We start from the raw sequence: 18,775 nt of genomic DNA, 5'->3' as shown, positions 1-18,775 counted from the left end.
TTTGGCTTATGCGCATGCGGCGCCGTCGCTAAGGTACTCCTCACCCAAGGTGCCGGCCGGTCACGGGTGTCGATCCAGTCCAATCCCACAAGAAAAACAGGAGCAAGTCGATGAACAGAGCCTGCATCGCGCCGGGCATAGCCGCCATCGTCCCGGAAATGGTCGAACTGCGCCGGGCCATCCACGCCGAACCCGAGTTGGGTTTCGAAGAGTTCTCCACCCGCGAGCGGGTCATCGAACGGCTGTGCGCCTGGGGCTACGAGATCGCCGAGATGGCCGGCACCGGGGTGATAGCCACGCTGCGCAGCGGCCCCGGCCCGGTGCTGGGCCTGCGTGCCGAGCTGGATGCGCTGCCGATCCACGAGCGCAGCGGGCAACCCTGGAGCAGCCGGGTGCCCGGCAAGATGCACGCCTGCGGGCACGACGGGCATACCGCCATGCTTCTGGCCGCGGCCTGCGAGCTGGCCCGTGAGCGCAGCTGGCGCGGCACCCTGCACCTGTTCTTCCAGCCCGCCGAGGAAGGCCATGGCGGCTCCGGGGCCAAGCGCATGCTCGAAGAGGGCCTGCTGGAGCGCTTCCCCTGTGACGCCCTGTTCGCCATGCATAACCTGCCGGGCCTGGCCGAAGGCCGCTTCATGGTCATGCCGGGGCCGTGCATGGCCTCGGCCGACGACGTGACCATTCTCATTCACGGCCGCGGCGGCCACGGCGCCATGCCCGAGCAGACGGTTGACCCGATCCTGGCCGGCGCGGCGCTGGTCAGCGCCCTGCAGACCCTGGTATCGCGCAACGTGCCGCCGTCCGAGGTGGCGGTGCTGACCGTGGGCGCCTTTCTCGCCGGCGACGCCGCCAACGTCATTCCAGACCGCGCCGAACTGCGCCTGAGCGTGCGCGCGCTGAGCCCGCAGGTGCGCGAACTGCTGCTGCGGCGCATCCATGAGTTGGCGTGGCAACAGGCCGCCAGCTTCGGCGCCCGCGCCGAAGTCCTGGTCAACGCGGATGGTTACCCGGTGCTGGTCAACGATTCCGGCTGCGCCGGGCTGGTCCGTGAGCTGGTGCTCGACTGGCTCGGCGAGGGCGGCCTGGAGCCCGAGCCGCGGCCCATCCATGCCAGCGAGGACTTCGCCTTCTGGCTGGAGCAGGTGCCCGGCTGCTACCTGATGATCGGCAATGGCGACGGCGAGGGCGGCTGCGCGGTACACAACCCCGGGTACGACTTCAACGACCGCATCCTGCCGCTGGGCGCGACCTTCTGGGTCCGGTTGGCGCAGCGCTTCCTGGCCTGAACGCCGCCTCGCGAGGACTCCCGAGATGACAACAAGAACGACTTCCTTCGCCGCGAGTGCCGAACCTTCCCGTACCGGGCGCACCCGCGCCATTGCCGCCGTGTGCCTGGGCAACGCCCTGGAGTTCTACGACTTCCTCGTCTACAGCCTGCTGGCCACGCTGATGGCGCGGCTGTTCTTCCCCTTCGGGGAAAACCCGTTGACGTCGCTGATGCTGTCCTTCGCGGTGTTCGGCACCGGCTTCGTCATGCGTCCGCTCGGCGGCCTGCTGATCGGCCTGTACGCCGACCGTGCCGGACGCAAGGCGGCCATGCGCCTGACGCTGTGGCTGATGGCCCTGGGCGCGCTGCTGTTCACCGTGGCGCCGACCTATGCCCAGGCCGGGTTGGTCGGGCCGCTGGTGATCATAGTCGCGCGCCTGCTGCAGGGCTTCGCCGTGGGCGGCCAGGTGGGCACCGCCACCACCATCCTGATGGAGTACGCCGGCTCGGGCTCGCGGGCCTACTACTGCAGCTGGCAGGTGTTCAGCCAGAGCCTGGGCACCATCATGGGTGCGCTGGTGGTGCTGACGCTGAGCAACCTGCTGAGCCCCGAGGCCATGGACAGCTGGGGCTGGCGAGCGGTCTTCGCGGTGGGCATCCTGGCCATCCCGGTCAGCGAATACATCCGTCACCGCCTGGAGGAAACCCTGCCGGTCGCCGCCGCCCAGGGCGCCAGCGGACAGGGGCGGGAAGGCGGCCTGGCGCTGCTGTGCCGGCACCCACGGCAGCTGCTCACCGGCGTGCTGCTGGTGATCGGCGTCTCGGTGCCGGTCTACATCACCCAGTTCTACCTGGCCAACCACGCTATCAGCGTGCTGGGCATGCCGCTGGGCGTCGCCACCTGGGCCGCGCTGGTGAGCAGCCTGCCGTCGCTGCTGCTGGCGCCCCATGCCGGGCGCCTGAGCGACCGCATCGGCCGGCGCCGCTCGATCTTCTGGCCGCTGCCGATCCTGCTGCTGGCGACCTACCCGGCGTTCATGCTGCTCAACCACTGGCCCAGCATCGGCCTGCTGCTGTTGGTCGTGGGGCTGCTCAACATCCCGCTGACCTATGGCATGGTGGCGTCCCTGGCGATCCTGCCGGAGCTGTTCCCGACGGCGATCCGCGCGACCGGCCTGTCGGTCACCTACTGTGTCGGCGTCGCGGTGTTCGGTGGCTTCGCGCAGTTCTTCGCCGCCGGGCTGATCGACCTCACCGGCAGCCCGAACGCGCCGGCCTGGTACCTGCTAGGCGCGCTCCTGCTATGCCTGGCGGGGTTGCGGATGGCGCCGGAAACCGCCGGGCGAGCGCTGGATTGATTAGCGGAAGTGGCCGACCGGTCACGTCGGAATGGCATCCTGCCAGCGCCCGAGGCTATCCTTCGCCTTGACGTTCCAGGGAGCAAGCGATGAGCAAGGTCAGTGTACTGGTCGTGGATGATGCACCCTTCATCCGCGACCTGGTGAAGAAGGGCTTGCGCGACCATTTTCCGGGTCTGCGCATCGAAGAGGCAGTGAACGGACGCAAGGCCCAGCAGCACCTCGCTCGCCAGGCGGTCGACCTTATCCTCTGCGATTGGGAAATGCCGGAGATGTCCGGTATCGAGCTGCTCGGCTGGTGCCGGGCGCAGGCGCCGCTGAAGGACGTTCCCTTCATCATGGTGACCAGTCGAGGCGACAAGGAAAACGTGGTCCAGGCCATCCAGGCCGGGGTTTCCGATTTCATCGGCAAGCCTTTCTCCAACGACCAGCTGGTGAGCAAGGTCCGCAAGGCGTTGAGCCGCAGCGGCAAGCTCGAACAGCTGGCCGCTTCGGCGCCGCAGCGCACGCTGGCTGGCGGCCCGCCGAACGACTCCCTCGCGGCCCTCACCGGGGGCAAGGCCGAAGTGTTACGCCCCGCCGCGAGCCCCGCCCCCGCAGCCCCGCGTCCGGCGCCTGCCGCCGCGCCCGCGACTGCGTCGCGCGCCGCTCCCCAGGGCAAGGGCCAGGGCCAGCTGCGCCTGCCCAATGCCAGCCTGCCGTGCGTGATCCGTGGCTTGAGCCTGAAGGAAGCGCAACTGGTGGTGAAGCGTGGCCAGGCCCTGCCGCAGGTGCTGGAAACGGCGGTGCTGGACCTCGAGGAAGACAACGAAGTGGCGCGCCTCAACGGCTACCTGCATTCGGTGGCGGCGCTGGAGCCCAAGCCGGACAGCGAGTGGCTGCTGCTGTTGCTGCGCTTCGTCGACCAGGACCCGCAGAAGCTCGACTACCTGTCGCGCCTGATCGCTCGCGGCAGCACGCAGAAGCACTACGTCCCCGGCGCCTGAGGCGCCGCCCGGGCAAACCCGCACTGCTTCACAGCCCGACGGCCGGCGGCTCGCCGCTGCCGGAGCGGGCTGCTAGTCTTGCTGCCGTCGAATACCTATAACCAGAGTCGGCATGCTAGGGCGTTTCTTTTTCCTCTGTGGCCTATGGATGGCTGCGGGGCCGGCTGCGGCCGTGACCATCTACAAGTACACCGACGCCAATGGCGTGGTCACCTACACGGACAAGGCCGTGTCGGGTGCGCAGGTGTTCGTCTTCCGCGACCGCATGGTCGAGCACCTGGAGCAGCAGGTTAAGCTGCAGACCCTCAAGCACGACGGCTTCGAGACCCTGCAGGTGCGCAACGACCTCTACGCCCCGGTGGAGGTGGAGCTGAGCGTGAATGCCGCGCAGAACGCCGTGGGCGTGCCGGAGCGGCCGATCCGCTGGGTGCTGGCGCCGCGCACGGCGATCCGCCTGGCCACCCTGAGCCCGCGCGACGCTTCGCGGCCGATGCAGTACAAGCCCAGGCTGCGTTACGCCCTGGGCGACCCACGCCTGCAGCCGGTGCCTTTCCGCTATCCGCTGCCCTGGCGCGGCGGGCCGTTCCGCCTGACCCAGGGCGCCAATGGCAAGTACAGCCACTTCACCCCCAAGAGCCGCTACGCGCTGGACATCGCCATGCCCGAGGGCACGCCGATCGTGGCCGCGCGTGGCGGCATGGTGGTCAAGGTGGAGAATGCCCAGAGCGGGCGTGGCAACAACCCTTCCGGCAACTTCGTGCGCATCCTCCACGACGACGGCACCATGGGCGTCTACCTGCACCTGCTGCGTGGCTCGGTGCTGGTCAGCGAGGGCCAGCGGGTCAACGTCGGCACGCCGCTGGCGCGCTCGGGCAACACCGGCAACAGCAGCGGCCCGCACCTGCACTTCGTGGTGCAGCGCAACGTCGGCCTGGCGCTGGAATCCATCCCCTACGACTTCGCCCAGCCGGTCGGCACGCTGCCGAACTTCGCGGTGGTCAAGGAATAGCCAGCTTCCCGGCGAAGGCCGCGTGCAGGTCGGTGGTCGGTGGCGGGGCGAAGCGCAGACGTTGATCGATTCCGCCCAGGTAGCCTTCCAGGCAGGCGCAGGCCCGTTCCGCCGCGCCGGCCGCCAAGGCGTCGAGCAGCTCTCGTTGTTGCCGGCAGGCCTCGGCGGTGTAGGGCTGCCCTCTGCCGAGGGCGATGTTCAGCGTGATGCGCTCCAGCAGCTGGCGCAGAAGCTCTGGCAGCAGGGGGCTGCCGGTCAGTTCCGCGAGGCGCAGGTGGAAGCGCTGGGCGTGGCCGAGCAGGCCGGCCTGATCGTCGCCTTCCAGACAGGCCAGTTCGGCATCGATGCAGCCATGCAATTCCTGTCGTGCCTGCTCGTCCAGGCGCCCGGCGAGCTGGCGCAGAATGTCCTTCTCCAGCAGCAGTCGGGTTCCCAGCAGCTGGCGCAGGCGCTGGGCATTCGGTTGCGCGACGCAGGCCATGCGCCGTGGTTGCATCTCCACCGCGCCCTCGCGGGCCAGGCGTTGCAAGGCGCGGCGCACGCTGCTGGGGCCGGCGTGGAAGATCCGCCCGAGGGTTTCCTGGCTGAGCGGCGCGGCTGGGCTCAGGCGGCGGGCCAGGATCGCTCCGTGCGGCTGTTCGTAGATCAGTTGCGCCTGGCCGCGCCGGCGCGGTCCCGACTCGGCGTCGCTCATCGTCCCCCTCCCGCTTCCGGTACCCGCAGCGCCAGGTTCAGGCGCAGGCCCTCATTGAGGATGTGCTGCCGCATGGCCTGGCTGGCGCCTTCGCTGTCGTGCTGGCGGATGGCGCGGACGATGGCCTCGTGTTCGGCCAGCAGTTCTTCGGCGTGGGCGACGTTGCGCTGGACGAGCAGGTCGCTCTGTTCCAGGGCGCCGGCGATCTGCTGCGAGACGCTGAGAAAGATCGGATTGGAGGTCAGCGCCACCAGCTTGCGATGGAAGCTGTTGTAGGCCTCGACCACCGCGTTGTCGTGGCCGTCCTCCACCGCTTCGCGCATGTCCAGCAGAAGCAGGCGCAGGCGGCCGAGTGAGTCGCTGTCGATGCTCTGCGCCACCAGCCCGGCGATGAAGGGCTCCAGGGCGTAGCGCAACTGCAATACGTCTTCCAGGGTGACGCTGGCCGGCGTACGGATTTCCCGCAGCGCGCCTTCTTCGCGTTGCAGCACCATCACGCCCTTGCCCGGCAGCGAGCGCACCACTCCGAGGGTTTCCAGCACGGTGATGGCCTCGCGCAGGCTGGGCCGGCTGATTTCCAGCTGCTCGGCCAGCTCACGCTGCCCGGGTAGCATCTGGCCGGCCGCCCAGCGTCCCTGCTCGATGGTGGCCAGCAGCTTCTGAACCACTGAATTGACCAGTTTGGATGAGGAAAACATGCTTGCTCCTGAGGCAGTTGAAGGCGCGTGCCGTGCCTATTGGAGCGGCACGCGCGGCGGCTGTCATCAGCCGCGTAGTTCGCCCTTGGCGGGCGTGGCGACCGGGGTCTTGTTCGCCCCGGTTTCGCCGTTGAGTACCGAACGCGTGCGTTGTAGGTCGATGTCGTTCTCCCAGCGGGCGATGACCACGGTGGCCACGCAATTGCCGATCAGGTTGGTCAGCGCCCGGCCTATGCCCATGAACCAGTCCACCGAGAGCACCAGCACCAGGCCCGCGGCAGGGATGGCCGGCACTGCGGCCAGGGTGGCGGCGAGGATAACCAGGGCCGAGCCGGGGATGCCGTGGGCGCCCTTGGAAGTCACCAGCGACACCAGCAGGATGGTCAGCAGGTCGCCGACGGCCAGCGGCGTGCCGGTGGCGTGGGCGATGAACACCACCGCCAGGGTCAGGTAGATGGAGAAACCGTCGAGGTTGAACGAGTAGCCGGTGGGGATCACCAGGCCCACGGTGGAACTGCGGATGCCCAGGTGCTCCAGCTTGCGCATGGTCTGCGGCAGTACGGCGTCGGAGGAGGCGGTGCCGACGACGATCAGCAGTTCCTCGCGGAAATAGCGCAGGAAGGGGCGCAGGCGGATTCCGCAGACGCGCAGCACGCTGCCCAGGATCACGGCGATGAACAGGGCGCAGGTGAGGTAGAACATCAGCACCAGGGCGCCCAGGTGGCTCAGCGACTCCACGCCATAGCGGCTGGTGGTGAAGGCCACCGCGCCGAACACGCCCAGCGGCGCCAGGCGCACGATCATGCCCATGATGCGGAAGACCACGAGGCTGAATTCGTTGATCAGCCGCGCCACGCCGCTGGCCTGCTCGCCCACCAGGTTCAGCGCGCTGCCGAACAGCACGGCGAACACCAGCACCTGGAGGATGTCGTTGTTGGCGAAGGCGCTGAACACCGAGGTGGGGATCAGCCCCATGATGAAGTCCACCGGCCCGTGGATGTCCTTGGTGTGCTCGGTGTAGGTCGCGGCATCGCCGGCAGCGAGGCTGTGCAGGTCGATGTTGGCGCCCGAGCCGAGGCCGCTGCCGTAGGCCACCAGCAGGCCGAGGAGCAGGGCCAGGGTGGTGAGGATTTCGAAGTAGACCACCGATTTCAGGCCGATGCGTCCGACCTTCTTCAGGTCGCCGGCGCCGGAGATGCCGTTGACCACCACGCAGAACACGATGAGCGCGATGAGCATCTTGATCAGCTTGATGAAGCCGTCGCCCAGGGGTTTGAGCTGGACGGCGAAGTCGGGGAAGCCGACCCCGAACAGCACGCCGATGATCAGGCCGAGCACCACCTGCAGGAAGATCGAACGGGAACAGCGTTGCATGAGCATTGCGAGGGTCTCCGTATCTGCGCCCGTCCACATCCGGAGAGGGCTGAGGCGCGCAGTTATTGTTCTGGTATTACCGGTCAGACCAGTAAAACTTATGCCCATGTACCGGCGCTGGCAAGTGCGCTGTGGGTTTTGGCGCGACGAATGGTGCCGGGGATTACGGCGAGAGGGGGCGGAGAGGCTCTAAAGTGGGTGTCCGGGGAGTTGCCTGGAATGGCGGCAGGTTGGTGCAACTGGTCAGACCGGGGTTGCCGGGGAGGGATCGCGGGAATGGCCCGCTCCTACGCCCGTGTTTCCCTGGGCCTGGGCGTCGAGCATGAAAAACGCCGTTTCCCCCTCGCGGAAGAAACGGCGCCGTTGTTTCGTCGGACCTGTCAGTCCAGCTTGACCACCTTGGCCAGGACGATCTTCGGGCCTTTCATCTTCTTCACGATGATCCGCAGGCCTTCGGTGTCGAGCACCTCTTCCTCCTCCGGCACGCGCTTCAGGGTTTCGTAGACCAGGCCGGCCAGGGTGTCCGCCTCGATGTGGTCGAGGTCGACGCCCAGCAGGCGCTCCAGCTTGAACAGCGGGGTGTCGCCGCGCACCAGCAGCTTGCCCGGCTGGTAGGCGAGGATGCCGCGCTCGGCCTTGCGGTGTTCGTCCTGGATGTCGCCGACCAGCACTTCGAGCACGTCTTCCATGGTCAGGTAGCCGATGACCTTGTGGTCGGCTTCCTCCACCAGCGCGAAGTGCGCGCCGCCCTGGCGGAACTGCTCCAGCAGGCGCGACAGCGGCATGTGCTTGGTCACCAGCTCCAGCGGGTGGGCCAGTTCGTCGAGGTCGATGGCGTCCGGCTGGCCTTCCAGCTCGGCCAGCTCCAGCAGCAGGTCCTTGATGTGCAGCAGGCCGCAGAACTCGCCCTTCTCGGCGTCGTACACCGGGTAGCGGCTGTATTTGTGCCGGCGGATGGTCGCCAGCACTTCGGCCAGCGGCGCGTGGCGCTCCAGGTAGACCAGGTCCTCGCGGGAGTTGGCCCAGTCCACCACTTCCAGCTCGCCCAGCTCCACCGCCGAGGCCAGCACGCGCATGCCCTGGTCGCTGGGGTCCTGGCCACGGCTGGAGTGCAGGATCAGCTTCAGTTCCTCGCGGCTGTAGTGGTGCTCGTGGTGCGGCCCCGGCTCGCCCTGGCCGGCGATCTTGAGGATGGTGTTGGCGCTGGCGTTGAGCAGCCAGATGGCCGGGTACATCGCCCAGTAGAACAGGTACAGCGGCACCGCCGTCCACAGCGACAGCAGTTCCGGCTTGCGGATCGCCCAGCTCTTGGGCGCCAGCTCGCCGACCACGATGTGCAGGTAGGAGATGATGAAGAACGCGGAGAAGAACGACACGCCGCGGATGACTTCCTCGGAGTGCACGCCCACTGCGGCCAGCAGCGGCTCCAGCAGTTCGGCGAAGGCCGGCTCGCCGACCCAGCCCAGGCCCAGGGAGGCCAGGGTGATGCCCAGCTGGCAGGCCGAGAGGTAGGCGTCGAGCTGGCTGTGCACCTTGCGCAGGATGTTGCCGCGCCAGCCGTGCTGCTTGGCGATGGTCTCCACGCGGGTGGCGCGCAGCTTGACCATGGCGAACTCGGCGGCGACGAAGAAGCCGTTGAGCAGGACAAGGAGAAGGGCGAAGAGTACGAGGCCGAAGTCGGCGAAATAGGTCAGCAATTCGCTACTGGGGGAAGGGTCCATGGTTCTGTTGGCTGATGAATGAACGGCTAAGCATGGCGGCAGCGCGCGGCGCTGGCAAGACGGCCTTGGTTCAGGCCACCTGTTGTGCCGGGAAGTGGCAGACGAAGCTGCTGCCCTTGCCCAGTACGCTGCTGATGTCCAGGGTGCCCCGGTGGCGGATCAGCACGTGCTTGACGATGGCCAGGCCCAGGCCGGTGCCGCCGGTGCTGGCGTTGCGGCTGGAGTCTACGCGGTAGAAGCGCTCGGTCAGGCGCGGCAGGTGCTTGGGGTCGATGCCGATGCCGCTGTCCTGCACCGCCAGGTGCGCGCCCTGCTCGTCGCCCCACCAGCGCACGCGGATTTCGCCGCCGTCGGGGGTGTACTTCACGGCGTTGAACACCAGGTTGGAGAAGGCGCTGCGCAGCTCGGCCTCGCTGCCCTTGAGTTTCACCTTCGGGTCGGCCTCCAGGCTGATGCGGTGCTCGCGGGCGCCGGACAGCGCCTGGGCGTCGTTGCGGATGGCCAGCAGCATCAGGTCCACCGCCACCGGCTTGTTGTCCGCCGGGTAGTCGGTGGCCTCCAGCTTGGCCAGCAGCAGCAGGTCGTTGAGCAGGCTCTGCATGCGCGCGGCCTGCTGCTGCATCTGCTGCAGGGCGCGGGCCCAGCGCGGGTTGATGTTCTCGGCGTTGTCGAGGAAGGTCTCCAGGTAGCCGGCGATCACCGTCAGCGGCGTGCGCAGCTCGTGGGAGACGTTGGCGACGAAGTCCTTGCGCATCTGTTCCAGCTGCTGCACGCGGGTTACGTCGCGGGCCAGCATCAGGTGCTCGCCGTTGCCGTAGAGGGTGATCTGGAACTGCAGCAGCAGCTTGTCGTTGACCGGCGAGGGCAGGTCCAGCGGCTCGTGGTAGTTGCCGCGGGCGAAGTATTCCTTGAAGCGCGGATGGCGGATCAGGTTGGTCACCGCCTGGCCGCCGTCCTGCGGGCTTTTCAGGCCGAGCAGGCGTTCGGCGGCGAGGTTCCACCACTCCAGGTTGCCGTCGGCGTCGAGCATGACCACGGCGTCGCGCAGGGCGGCGGTGGATTCCTGCATGCGGTCGATCACCGCCTGCAGGCGGCCGCGCGCGCGCTGGTTGCGCCGCTGCAGGTGGTAGATGCTGTCGAACACCTCGCCCCACAGGCCGTAGCCGTCCGGCGGCGGCTCATCCTCGCGGTGGTCCTTCAGCCATTTGTGCAGGCGTAGCACCTGCCACAGGGTCCAGCCCAGGTAGAAGCCCAGACAGCCCGCCAGCGCCCAGCCGTACTGCCCGCTCACCGCGCCGATCAGCGCGGCGGCGATCATCAACATCAGCAGATGGCGAATCAGGGCGCCACGCCAGTCTTGGTTCACCAGGTCCTTTCCTTGTGAATATCAGGCGCGGGGGCGCGATCAGCTCTTGGTGGAGAAACGATAGCCGGTTCCGCGCACCGTCTGCACCAGGTTCTCGTAGACCTCGCCGAGCGCCTTGCGCAGGCGGCGGATGTGCACGTCCACGGTGCGTTCCTCGACGTAGACGTTGCCGCCCCAGACCTGGTCCAGCAGCTGGCCGCGGGTGTAGGCGCGCTCCTGGTGGGTCATGAAGAACTGCAGCAGGCGGTATTCGGTGGGGCCCATCTCGGCCGGGCGGCCGTCGATGGTGACGCGGTGGCTGATCGGGTCGAGCATCAGGCCGCCGACTTCGATCGGCGTTTCGCTGTCGCCGGCGCCGGTGCGGCGCAGCACGGCCTTCAGGCGGGCCACCAGCTCGCGCGGGGAGAACGGCTTGGTGATGTAGTCGTCGGCGCCGACTTCCAGGCCCTGGATCTTGTTGTCCTCTTCGCCCTTGGCGGTGAGCATGATGATCGGGATGCTCTGGGTCATCTCGTCACGCTTGAGGCGGCGCGCCAGTTCGATGCCGGAGGTGCCCGGCAGCATCCAGTCGAGCAGGATCAGGTCCGGCTTGCGGTCGACGATGGTGGCGTGGGCCTGCTGGGCGTTTTCCGCCTCCAGGCACTCGTACCCGGCCATCTCCAGGGCGACGGCGATCATCTCGCGGATGGGCGCTTCGTCGTCAACGATGAGGATTGTCTTGCCAACCATGGGGTCTAGCCTCGGGATTCTGTACTGCGCCGCATTAGATAACGGAATTATTACAGCGATGTGACGCCGGCATGTTAGCCGAGGTGCGAGGCCGGCGGGTGACGGGCCGCTCTACTATGCTGACCTGACCGCCCCACCGGGGTGGTACCGCGCGCGCCACCGGGCCCGCCGTGACGGCCTGCCCGAACCGCCGTCGTCCCGGCCGCGTTCCCCAGAAGGTCCTACCTCTCCAGAGGAGATCGACGATGAATTGCAAACACCTGGCCCTGGCGTTGTGCCTGGCCGTGCCGGCCCTGGCCGCCCAGGCGGCGGAACCGGCGATGAGCAAGAACGGCATGCTGGTCGACGCCAAGGGCATGACCCTCTACACCTTCGACAAGGACAGCGGCGGCAAGTCGGTGTGCAACGACAAGTGCGCGCAGAACTGGCCACCCCTGGCCGCCGAGACCGGGGCCATGGCCAGCGGCGACTGGAGCGTGGTCACCCGCGACGACGGCACCCAGCAGTGGGCCTACAAGGGCAAGCCGCTGTACACCTTCGTGCAGGACAAGGCCGCCGGCGAGGCGAAGGGCGACGGCAAGATGAACGTCTGGCACACGGCCAAGCCGTAGAGCGCTCTCGTAGCGGCAAACTGGTTTCCCCCGTCGTCCCCGCGAATGCGGGGATCCAGAGTCTCTGGGTTCCCGCATTCGCGGGAATGACGGGGTGGGCGTGTGGCGCCCGGCTTCAGCGCAGCGCGTAGTCGGCGACGGTGCCGAGGAAGATCGCCAGGCCCGCCCAGTGGTTGTGCAGGAAGGCCTTGAAGCAGGCCTGCGGGTCGCGGCCGCGGGTGGAGTGGAATTCCCAGGCGAAGCAGCCGGCGGCGACCACCAGCCCGAGGTAGAAGCACCAGCCCAGGTGCAGCTTGCCGGCGGCCAGCACCAGCAGCAGGAGCATCAGGCTCTGCAGGGTCAGGTTGATCACCCGGTCGGCGTCGCCGAAGAGAATGGCGGTGGATTTCACCCCGATCTTCAGGTCGTCCTCGCGGTCGGTCATCGCGTAGTAGGTGTCGTAGGCCACCGTCCACAGCACATTGGCGAAGAACAGCAGCCAGGCGGCGGCCGGCAGCTTGCCGCTGGCGGCGGTGAAGGCCATCGGGATGCCCCAGGAGAAGGCCGCGCCGAGCACCACCTGCGGGTAGTAGGTGTAGCGCTTCATGAAGGGGTAGAGCGCCGCGATGGCGGCGCCGCCGAAGGACAGCCAGATGGTCTGCTCGTTGGTGCACAGCACCAGCACGAAGCTGCTCGCCAGCAGGCTGAAGAAAGCGATCCAGGCTTCGCTCGTGGTGATCTTGCCGGTGGCCAGCGGCCGCGCCCTGGTGCGTTCCACGTGGCCGTCGAAATTGCGGTCGGCGAAATCGTTGATGACGCAGCCGGCGGCGCGCATCAGCACGGTGCCGAGGACGAAGATCACCAGGTTCTTCAGGCTCGGCATGCCCTCGCTGGCCATCCACAGCGCCCACAGCGTCGGCCACAGCAGCAGGTAGATGCCGATCGGCTTGTCCATGCGGGTCAGCTGGATGAAGTCCCAGGCGCGGGGGTGCAGGCGGGCGAGGGGTTTGATCAGGGCGACGAACATGGCTTCCTCCGGCGGGCGAGCGGGGGATTATACGGCGTCGATCCCCGCGGCGCGCCACAGGCGCGGCAGGAACACTTCGGCCACCAGCACGCCCAGGCGGTCGCGGCGGAAGCACGAGCGACGGCCCCAGAGCAGCGCGCGGCGGACTTCCAGCGGCAGGAAGGGCGCCGGGTACAGGCAGACTTCGATGACGTCGCGGCGGAACGCGCTATCGCTGAACAGTAGCTCGCCCAGCGAGCGCGTGCCGAGCTGCGCCAGGTCGAAGCCGGAGGCTTCCAGGGGCGAGCGGGCGGCCACGCTGCGGGCGTAGACCCAGGGTTGGCCGTGGCCGCGCAGGTACACCTCGCGCACCCAGCCCTGGCTGTGGCTGGGCACGCCCAGCGAGGCGCATTCGTCGTCGCGCAGCACCTGCCAGCCCTCGGCCAGCGGCTCCACGCTGAAGGCGCCTTCGGCGAGTGCGGTGAGGCGGCGGGTCAGCGAGCCCTGGTCGAACAGCCAGTCGTGCACGGTGGGTTCGACGTTGGCCGGCAGCTGGTCTTCGTTGAGCCAGCGCGGCAGGGGTACGGGATGGTCGGACACGGGAATTCAACGTTGACGAATGACCCCCGCAGGGTAGCACGGCGCGCCGATCGTTAGCCTGCGACCTATCGCCCCGCGCCCCGTCTAGCACGCCTTCCGGGGATCATTCCCAGCCCTGCAGGCGCATGGTCGCGCGGACCAGGCGCTGTTCCTCCTGCTCGATCTCGCGGAGGTTGTCGCGGATGCTGTGGATATGTTCGCGCGCGGCGCGCTGCGCCTGGTCCGGCAGGCGTTCGACGATGGCGTTGTAGAGGCGCGTGTGCTGGCGGTCGATCTGCCGCTTCTGCAGCGGCCGGTGGTAGAGGTTGTTCACCGAGGCGAACACGGTGCTGAGCATCAGCTCGCTGAGCGACTGCAGGGTGTGCACCAGCACCGGGTTGTGCGAGGCCTCGCTGATCGCACGGTGGAAGGCGTGGTCGCGGCGGGCGTGCTCGCGCGGCTCCGGCGGCGGCGTCTCGCCCTGGGCCAGGAGCATTTCCTCGTAGCGGCGCTTGAGCAGGATCAGGTCGGCGTCGGTGGCGCGCAGGGCGGCGAGGCGTGCCGACTCGCCCTCCAGCAGGGCGCGCACTTCCAGCAGGTCGTAGAGGGTGCGCGGCTGCGAGGCGAACAGGTGCATCAGCGGCGTGGCGTCGTTGGCCCGGCTGAGGTCGGCGACGAAGGAGCCGCGGCCCTGCTCGGTGTCGATGATGCCGCGCCCGCGGAGGATGCGCAGGCCTTCGCGCAGGGCCGAGCGCGAGCAGCCGAGCTTTTCCACCAGGCGACGTTCCGAGGGCAGCGCCTGGCCGACCTTGAGCACGCCGTCGACGATCAGCCGCTCGATGCGCTCGGCGACCTGGTCGGCGACCCGCGCGCGGCCCGCCGTGGTTTCACTGTTCATCCGTTCTCCAACTGGTCCTACCAGTTCACATCGCTGGCGTCACTCTAGCCCACCCGATGCGCTTTGATAAGGCCGCCGAACGGCGCCTTCGCCAAAAGTACAGCGCCTAAACTGGTAGGACCAGTTCTGCGGCATCTGGACGCAGGCGCGCCGGGCGGGCCAGTCTGCGCCGACCTGAGACCCGTCAGTCCAGTGACCGCCCCGGTGCGCCGGGGCGGCCTCCACGATAAGAAAAACCCACCGTGTGAGACCCGATGAACATCCTCTACGACGAGCGCCTCGACGGCGCACTGCCGAAGGTGGACAAGGCCGCGCTGCTCGCCGAGCTGCGCGCCGCCCTGCCGGACCTGGAAATCCTCCACGAAGCCGAGGACCTGCGCCCCTACGAGTGCGACGGCCTCTCCGCCTACCGCACCGCGCCGATGCTGGTGGTGCTGCCCGAGCACGTCGAGCAGGTGCAGACCCTGCTGCGCCTGTGCCACCGGATGAGCGTCCCGGTGGTCGCGCGCGGTGCCGGCACCGGCCTGTCCGGCGGCGCGCTGCCGCTGGAGCAGGGCGTGCTGCTGGTGATGGCACGCTTCAAGCGCATCCTCGAAATCGACCCGGCCGGGCGTTTCGCCCGCGTCCAGCCCGGCGTGCGCAACCTGGCCATCTCCCTGGCGGCGGCGCCCCACGGCCTGTACTACGCGCCGGACCCGTCGTCGCAGATCGCCTGCTCCATCGGCGGCAACGTCGCCGAGAACGCCGGCGGCGTGCACTGCCTGAAATACGGCCTGACCGTGCACAACCTGCTCAAGGTGGAAATCCTCACCGTCGACGGCGAGCGCCTGACCCTGGGCTCCGACGCCCTCGACAGTCCGGGCTTCGACCTGCTGGCGCTGTTCACCGGCTCCGAAGGCATGCTCGGCGTGGTGGTCGAGGTGACCGTCAAGCTGCTGCCCAAGCCGCAGGTGGCCAAGGTGCTGATGGCCAGCTTCGACGACGTCGAGAAGGCCGGCCGCGCGGTGGGCGACATCATCGCCGAGGGCATCATCCCCGGCGGCCTGGAGATGATGGACAACCTGTCGATCCGCGCCGCCGAGGACTTCATCCACGCCGGCTACCCGGTGGACGCCGCGGCCATCCTGCTGTGCGAGCTGGACGGCGTGGAGTCCGACGTCCACGAGGACTGCGAGCTGGTCGACGCCGTGCTGCGCAAGGCCGGCGCCACCGATGTGCGCCTGGCCCGCGACGAAGACGAGCGCGCCAGGTTCTGGGCCGGGCGCAAGAACGCCTTCCCGGCGGTGGGGCGCATTTCGCCGGACTACTACTGCATGGACGGCACCATCCCGCGCCGCGAGCTGCCGCGCGTGCTCAACGGCATCAGCGAGCTATCCGCCGAGCATGGCCTGCGGGTGGCCAACGTGTTCCATGCCGGCGACGGCAACATGCACCCGCTGATCCTCTTCGACGCCAACGTCCCCGGCGAGCTGGAGCGCGCCGAGGCGCTGGGCGGCAAGATCCTCGAACTCTGCGTGGCGGTGGGCGGCAGCATCACCGGCGAGCACGGCGTGGGCCGCGAGAAGATCAACCAGATGTGCGCCCAGTTCAACAGCGACGAGTTGACCCTGTTCCACGCGGTGAAGGCCGCCTTCGACCCGCAGGGCCTGCTCAACCCGGGCAAGAACATCCCGACCCTGCACCGCTGCGCCGAGTTCGGCGCCATGCACATCCACCACGGCCAACTGCCGTTCCCGGAACTGGAGCGTTTCTGATGCAGCCACAGCATTTCGACCCCCAGGCCGGCCACGACCGCAGCGCCGAGCTGCTCGAACAGGTGCGCCAGGCCTTGGCGGAAAAGACCGCCCTGGCCATTCGCGGCGGCTCCAGCAAGGCCTTCCTCGGCCGCTGGGTGGAAGCCCGCCCGCTGGACCTCGCCGGGCACACCGGCATCGTCTCCTACGACCCCACCGAACTGGTGATCACCGCCCGCGCCGGCACCCCGCTGCGCGAACTCAACGCCGTGCTGGAGCGCGGCGGGCAGATGCTCGCCTGCGAGGCGCCCTGCTTCACGGACAACGCCACGGTCGGCGGCATGCTCGCCGCCGGCCTGTCCGGCCCGCGCCGGCCCTGGGCTGGCGCGGTGCGCGACTTCGTCCTCGGCACCCGGCTGATCAGCGGCCTGGGCACCCACCTGCGCTTCGGCGGCGAGGTGATGAAGAACGTCGCCGGCTACGACCTGTCGCGCCTGCTGGCCGGCAGCTTCGGCTGCCTGGGGGTGATCACCGAGGCCTCGTTCAAGGTCCTGCCCAAGCCGCGCTGCCGCATCAGCCTGCGCCAGGAAATCCCCCTGGAGCGCGCCCTGCAGCGCCTCGGCGAATGGGGTCAGCAACCGCTGCCGCTGAGCGCCGCGGCCCATGACGGCACGCACCTGTACCTGCGCTTCGAAGGCAACGAAGGCTCGGTGCGCGCCGCCTGCGACCGCATCGGCGGAGAAGCCCTGGACGACGCCTGGTGGGACGACCTGCGCGAACAGCGCCTGGAGTTCTTCCGCGACCCGCGCCCACTCTGGCGCCTGTCGCTGCCGGCGCTCAGCGCGCCGCTGGCGCTGCCCGGCGCGCAACTGCTGGACTGGGGCGGCGCGCAGCGCTGGCTGAAGTCCGAGGCCAGCGCCGAGGCGATCCGCCAGGCCGTGAGCGCCGTCGGCGGCCACGGCAGCTGCTTCACCCCGGGCCACGTCGACGACCCGCTGCACCCGCTGCCCGCGCCCCTGCTCAAGCTGCATCGCTCGCTGAAGCGCCAGCTCGACCCGCAGGGCATCTTCAACCCCGGGCGCATGTACGCCGACTTCTGACGCGGATAGATACCATGCAGACCAATCTGAGCGAGGCGGCCAAGCGCCTGCCCCACGCCGAGGAAGCCGAACGCATCCTGCGCAGCTGCGTGCACTGCGGCTTCTGCAACGCCACCTGCCCGACCTACCAGGAACTCGGCGACGAGCTGGACGGCCCGCGCGGGCGCATCTACCTGATCAAGCAGTTCCTCGAACAGGACGAGGTCAGCGCGAAGACCCAGGAGCACCTGGACCGCTGCCTGACCTGCCGCAACTGCGAAACCACCTGCCCCTCGGGCGTGGAGTACCACAAGCTGCTCGACATCGGCCGCGCCGCCATCGAGGTGCGCGTGCCGCGTCCGCTGGGCGAGCGCATCCTGCGTGGCGGGCTGCGCGCCATCGTGCCGCGCCCGGCGCTGTTCAAGGCGCTGGTGAACACCGGCGAGGCGCTGCGGCCGATGCTCCCGCAAGCGCTGCGCAGCCACCTGCCGCGGGCCATCGCCCCGGCCGGCGTGCGCCCGGTGGAGCGCCACAAGCGCCGCGTGCTGATGCTCGAAGGCTGCGTGCAGCCGGCGCTGTCGCCGAACACCAACTCAGCCACCGCGCGGGTGCTGGACCGCCTCGGCATCAGCATCACCGCGGCGGCCCAGGCCGGCTGCTGCGGCGCCGTGGACTACCACCTGAACGCCCAGGACGCCGGCCTCGACCGCGCCCGGCGGAACATCGACGCCTGGTGGCCGGCCATCGAGAACGGCGCCGAGGCCATCGTGCAGACCGCCAGCGGCTGCGGCGCCTTCGTCAAGGAATACGCCTACCTGCTGCGCGATGACCCCGAGTACGCGGCCAAGGCCCGGCGGGTCAGCGAGCTGGCGAAGGACCTGGTCGAAGTGATCCGCGCCGAGCCGCTGGAAAGCCTCGGCCTGCACTGCGACCAGACCCTGGCCTTCCATTGCCCCTGCACCCTGCAGCACGCGCAGAAGCTCGGCGGCGCCGTCGAGGCGGTGCTCAAACGCCTGGGCTTCAACCTCACCGCGGTGCCCGACAGCCACCTCTGCTGCGGCTCGGCCGGCACCTATTCACTGACCCAGCCGACGCTCTCGCACCAGTTGCGCGACAACAAGCTGGACGCCCTGGAAAGCGGTCGGCCCGACCTGATCGCTACCGCCAACATCGGCTGCCAGACCCACCTCGACGGCGCCGGACGCACCCCCGTCCGGCACTGGATCGAGCTGGTCGACCACGCCCTCACCACCGGAAGCTGACGCCATGCAAAACAAAGCCGTACTGACCCAGGAAGACGTCACCCGCATCCTCGCCGCCGCCCGCGCCGAGGCCCAGGCCAACCAATGGGCGGTGGCCATCGCCGTGGTCGACGACGGCGGCCACCCGCTGGCCCTGGAGCGCCTCGACGGCTGCGCGCCGGTCGGCGCCTACATCGCCACCGAGAAGGCCCGCAGCGCCGCCCTCGGCCGCCGCGAGACGCGCCTGTACGAGGAAATGATCAACAACGGCCGCACCGCCTTCCTCTCCGCGCCGGTCCTCCAGGGCACCCTGGAAGGCGGCGTGCCGGTGCTCCATGAGGGCCAGGTGGTCGGCGCGGTCGGCGTGTCCGGCGTGCAGGCCGCCCAGGACGCCCAGGTGGCCAAGGCCGGCGTGGCCGCGCTGTAAGCCGTCGACGAACAACAGGA

Annotated in this window: 18 protein-coding genes; 9 read left to right on the top strand and 9 right to left on the bottom strand. The window is 68.8% G+C overall.

What is annotated here, in order from left to right; translation table 11 throughout:
* Positions 1–110 precede the first annotated feature (110 nt).
* The 4 genes from P3W75_RS20210 to P3W75_RS20195 all read left to right on the top strand — a co-directional run bounded on the left by P3W75_RS20210 (position 111) and on the right by P3W75_RS20195 (position 4,620).
* Positions 111–1,286: a M20 aminoacylase family protein gene (locus P3W75_RS20210; protein ID WP_276229087.1), complete on the top strand. Its 1,176-nt coding sequence runs from the start codon at positions 111–113 to the stop codon at positions 1,284–1,286.
* 25 nt (positions 1,287–1,311) lie between these two features.
* Positions 1,312–2,625: an MFS transporter gene (locus P3W75_RS20205; RefSeq protein WP_276229086.1), complete on the top strand. Its 1,314-nt coding sequence runs from the start codon at positions 1,312–1,314 to the stop codon at positions 2,623–2,625.
* An 89-nt stretch (positions 2,626–2,714) separates the two neighbouring features.
* Positions 2,715–3,611, top strand: coding sequence for a response regulator (locus P3W75_RS20200; protein WP_276229085.1), 897 nt, complete (start codon positions 2,715–2,717; stop codon positions 3,609–3,611).
* A gap of 112 nt (positions 3,612–3,723) precedes the next feature.
* Entirely contained in the window at positions 3,724–4,620 is an 897-nt protein-coding gene (locus P3W75_RS20195) for a peptidoglycan DD-metalloendopeptidase family protein (RefSeq protein ID WP_276229084.1), read from the top strand.
* Here the strand turns inward: P3W75_RS20195 and P3W75_RS20190 are convergent.
* The 6 genes from P3W75_RS20190 to phoB form a co-directional block, all read right to left on the bottom strand.
* Entirely contained in the window at positions 4,610–5,314 is a 705-nt protein-coding gene (locus P3W75_RS20190; RefSeq protein WP_276229083.1) for a GntR family transcriptional regulator, read from the bottom strand. The genes P3W75_RS20195 and P3W75_RS20190 overlap by 11 nt on opposite strands.
* Positions 5,311–6,012, bottom strand: coding sequence for a FadR/GntR family transcriptional regulator (locus tag P3W75_RS20185; protein WP_276229082.1), 702 nt, complete (start codon positions 6,010–6,012; stop codon positions 5,311–5,313). The genes P3W75_RS20190 and P3W75_RS20185 overlap by 4 nt, the downstream gene beginning before the upstream one ends.
* 66 nt (positions 6,013–6,078) lie before the next feature.
* Positions 6,079–7,425 carry a C4-dicarboxylate transporter DctA gene (locus P3W75_RS20180; protein WP_276229081.1) on the bottom strand — a complete coding sequence of 449 codons (1,347 nt, stop codon included), beginning with the start codon at positions 7,423–7,425 and terminating at the stop codon, positions 6,079–6,081.
* A gap of 341 nt (positions 7,426–7,766) precedes the next feature.
* The gene (locus tag P3W75_RS20175; RefSeq protein WP_276229080.1) at positions 7,767–9,107 is read right to left on the bottom strand and encodes a hemolysin family protein; all 1,341 of its coding nucleotides are present in this window, start codon (positions 9,105–9,107) and stop codon (positions 7,767–7,769) included.
* A gap of 70 nt (positions 9,108–9,177) precedes the next feature.
* A complete protein-coding gene (gene phoR, locus P3W75_RS20170; RefSeq protein ID WP_276229094.1) occupies positions 9,178–10,431 on the bottom strand; it encodes a phosphate regulon sensor histidine kinase PhoR in 1,254 nt (417 codons plus the stop codon).
* Between the two features lie 81 nt (positions 10,432–10,512).
* Entirely contained in the window at positions 10,513–11,202 is a 690-nt protein-coding gene (phoB, locus tag P3W75_RS20165; protein WP_276229079.1) for a phosphate regulon transcriptional regulator PhoB, read from the bottom strand.
* 245 nt (positions 11,203–11,447) lie between these two features.
* On the opposite strand from phoB, the gene P3W75_RS20160 reads away from it, so the two are divergent.
* Positions 11,448–11,813, top strand: a complete 366-nt coding sequence (locus P3W75_RS20160; RefSeq protein WP_276229078.1) for a COG4315 family predicted lipoprotein — start codon at positions 11,448–11,450, stop codon at positions 11,811–11,813.
* A 115-nt stretch (positions 11,814–11,928) separates the two neighbouring features.
* On the opposite strand, the gene ubiA is transcribed toward P3W75_RS20160, so the two are convergent.
* The 3 genes from ubiA to glcC all read right to left on the bottom strand — a co-directional run bounded on the left by ubiA (position 11,929) and on the right by glcC (position 14,275).
* Positions 11,929–12,819: a 4-hydroxybenzoate octaprenyltransferase gene (gene ubiA, locus P3W75_RS20155; protein ID WP_276229077.1), complete on the bottom strand. Its 891-nt coding sequence runs from the start codon at positions 12,817–12,819 to the stop codon at positions 11,929–11,931.
* 27 nt (positions 12,820–12,846) lie between these two features.
* Positions 12,847–13,377 (bottom strand): chorismate lyase, encoded by a 531-nt coding sequence (locus P3W75_RS20150; protein ID WP_276229093.1) that lies wholly within the window; start codon positions 13,375–13,377, stop codon positions 12,847–12,849.
* Positions 13,378–13,501: 124 nt separating this feature from the next.
* Complete coding sequence (glcC, locus tag P3W75_RS20145; protein WP_276229076.1) at positions 13,502–14,275, bottom strand: transcriptional regulator GlcC; 774 nt, start codon at positions 14,273–14,275, stop codon at positions 13,502–13,504.
* Positions 14,276–14,529: 254 nt separating this feature from the next.
* Between glcC and glcD the strand changes: the two genes are divergently transcribed.
* The 4 genes from glcD to P3W75_RS20125 are packed head-to-tail and all read left to right on the top strand — an operon-like array spanning position 14,530 to position 18,755.
* Positions 14,530–16,029, top strand: coding sequence for a glycolate oxidase subunit GlcD (glcD, locus tag P3W75_RS20140; RefSeq protein ID WP_276229075.1), 1,500 nt, complete (start codon positions 14,530–14,532; stop codon positions 16,027–16,029).
* Complete coding sequence (gene glcE, locus P3W75_RS20135) at positions 16,029–17,108, top strand: glycolate oxidase subunit GlcE (protein WP_276229074.1); 1,080 nt, start codon at positions 16,029–16,031, stop codon at positions 17,106–17,108. Before glcD ends, glcE begins: the two co-directional genes overlap by 1 nt.
* A 14-nt stretch (positions 17,109–17,122) precedes the next feature.
* A complete protein-coding gene (gene glcF / locus P3W75_RS20130; protein WP_276229073.1) occupies positions 17,123–18,349 on the top strand; it encodes a glycolate oxidase subunit GlcF in 1,227 nt (408 codons plus the stop codon).
* 4 nt (positions 18,350–18,353) lie between these two features.
* Complete coding sequence (locus P3W75_RS20125) at positions 18,354–18,755, top strand: heme-binding protein (RefSeq protein ID WP_276229072.1); 402 nt, start codon at positions 18,354–18,356, stop codon at positions 18,753–18,755.
* Positions 18,756–18,775: the final 20 nt, after the last annotated feature.

The organism is Pseudomonas citronellolis, assembly GCF_029335315.1.
GTDB lineage: Bacteria > Pseudomonadota > Gammaproteobacteria > Pseudomonadales > Pseudomonadaceae > Pseudomonas > Pseudomonas citronellolis_A.
This window is presented reverse-complemented; position numbering and strand designations above follow the sequence as displayed.

What these genes read in the sequence shown, in the direction of transcription:
- P3W75_RS20210 (WP_276229087.1), top strand. Translation starts at nt 111, where the DNA reads ATGAACAGAGCCTGCATCGCGCCGGGCATAGCCGCCATCGTCCCGGAA.
- P3W75_RS20205 (WP_276229086.1), top strand. Translation starts at nt 1,312, where the DNA reads ATGACAACAAGAACGACTTCCTTCGCCGCGAGTGCCGAACCTTCCCGT.
- P3W75_RS20200 (WP_276229085.1), top strand. Translation starts at nt 2,715, where the DNA reads ATGAGCAAGGTCAGTGTACTGGTCGTGGATGATGCACCCTTCATCCGC.
- P3W75_RS20195 (WP_276229084.1), top strand. Translation starts at nt 3,724, where the DNA reads ATGCTAGGGCGTTTCTTTTTCCTCTGTGGCCTATGGATGGCTGCGGGG.
- P3W75_RS20190 (WP_276229083.1), bottom strand. Translation starts at nt 5,314, where the DNA reads ATGAGCGACGCCGAGTCGGGACCGCGCCGGCGCGGCCAGGCGCAACTG.
- P3W75_RS20185 (WP_276229082.1), bottom strand. Translation starts at nt 6,012, where the DNA reads ATGTTTTCCTCATCCAAACTGGTCAATTCAGTGGTTCAGAAGCTGCTG.
- P3W75_RS20180 (WP_276229081.1), bottom strand. Translation starts at nt 7,425, where the DNA reads ATGTGGACGGGCGCAGATACGGAGACCCTCGCAATGCTCATGCAACGC.
- P3W75_RS20175 (WP_276229080.1), bottom strand. Translation starts at nt 9,107, where the DNA reads ATGGACCCTTCCCCCAGTAGCGAATTGCTGACCTATTTCGCCGACTTC.
- phoR (WP_276229094.1), bottom strand. Translation starts at nt 10,431, where the DNA reads ATGTTGATGATCGCCGCCGCGCTGATCGGCGCGGTGAGCGGGCAGTAC.
- phoB (WP_276229079.1), bottom strand. Translation starts at nt 11,202, where the DNA reads ATGGTTGGCAAGACAATCCTCATCGTTGACGACGAAGCGCCCATCCGC.
- P3W75_RS20160 (WP_276229078.1), top strand. Translation starts at nt 11,448, where the DNA reads ATGAATTGCAAACACCTGGCCCTGGCGTTGTGCCTGGCCGTGCCGGCC.
- ubiA (WP_276229077.1), bottom strand. Translation starts at nt 12,819, where the DNA reads ATGTTCGTCGCCCTGATCAAACCCCTCGCCCGCCTGCACCCCCGCGCC.
- glcC (WP_276229076.1), bottom strand. Translation starts at nt 14,275, where the DNA reads ATGAACAGTGAAACCACGGCGGGCCGCGCGCGGGTCGCCGACCAGGTC.
- glcD (WP_276229075.1), top strand. Translation starts at nt 14,530, where the DNA reads ATGAACATCCTCTACGACGAGCGCCTCGACGGCGCACTGCCGAAGGTG.
- glcE (WP_276229074.1), top strand. Translation starts at nt 16,029, where the DNA reads ATGCAGCCACAGCATTTCGACCCCCAGGCCGGCCACGACCGCAGCGCC.
- glcF (WP_276229073.1), top strand. Translation starts at nt 17,123, where the DNA reads ATGCAGACCAATCTGAGCGAGGCGGCCAAGCGCCTGCCCCACGCCGAG.
- P3W75_RS20125 (WP_276229072.1), top strand. Translation starts at nt 18,354, where the DNA reads ATGCAAAACAAAGCCGTACTGACCCAGGAAGACGTCACCCGCATCCTC.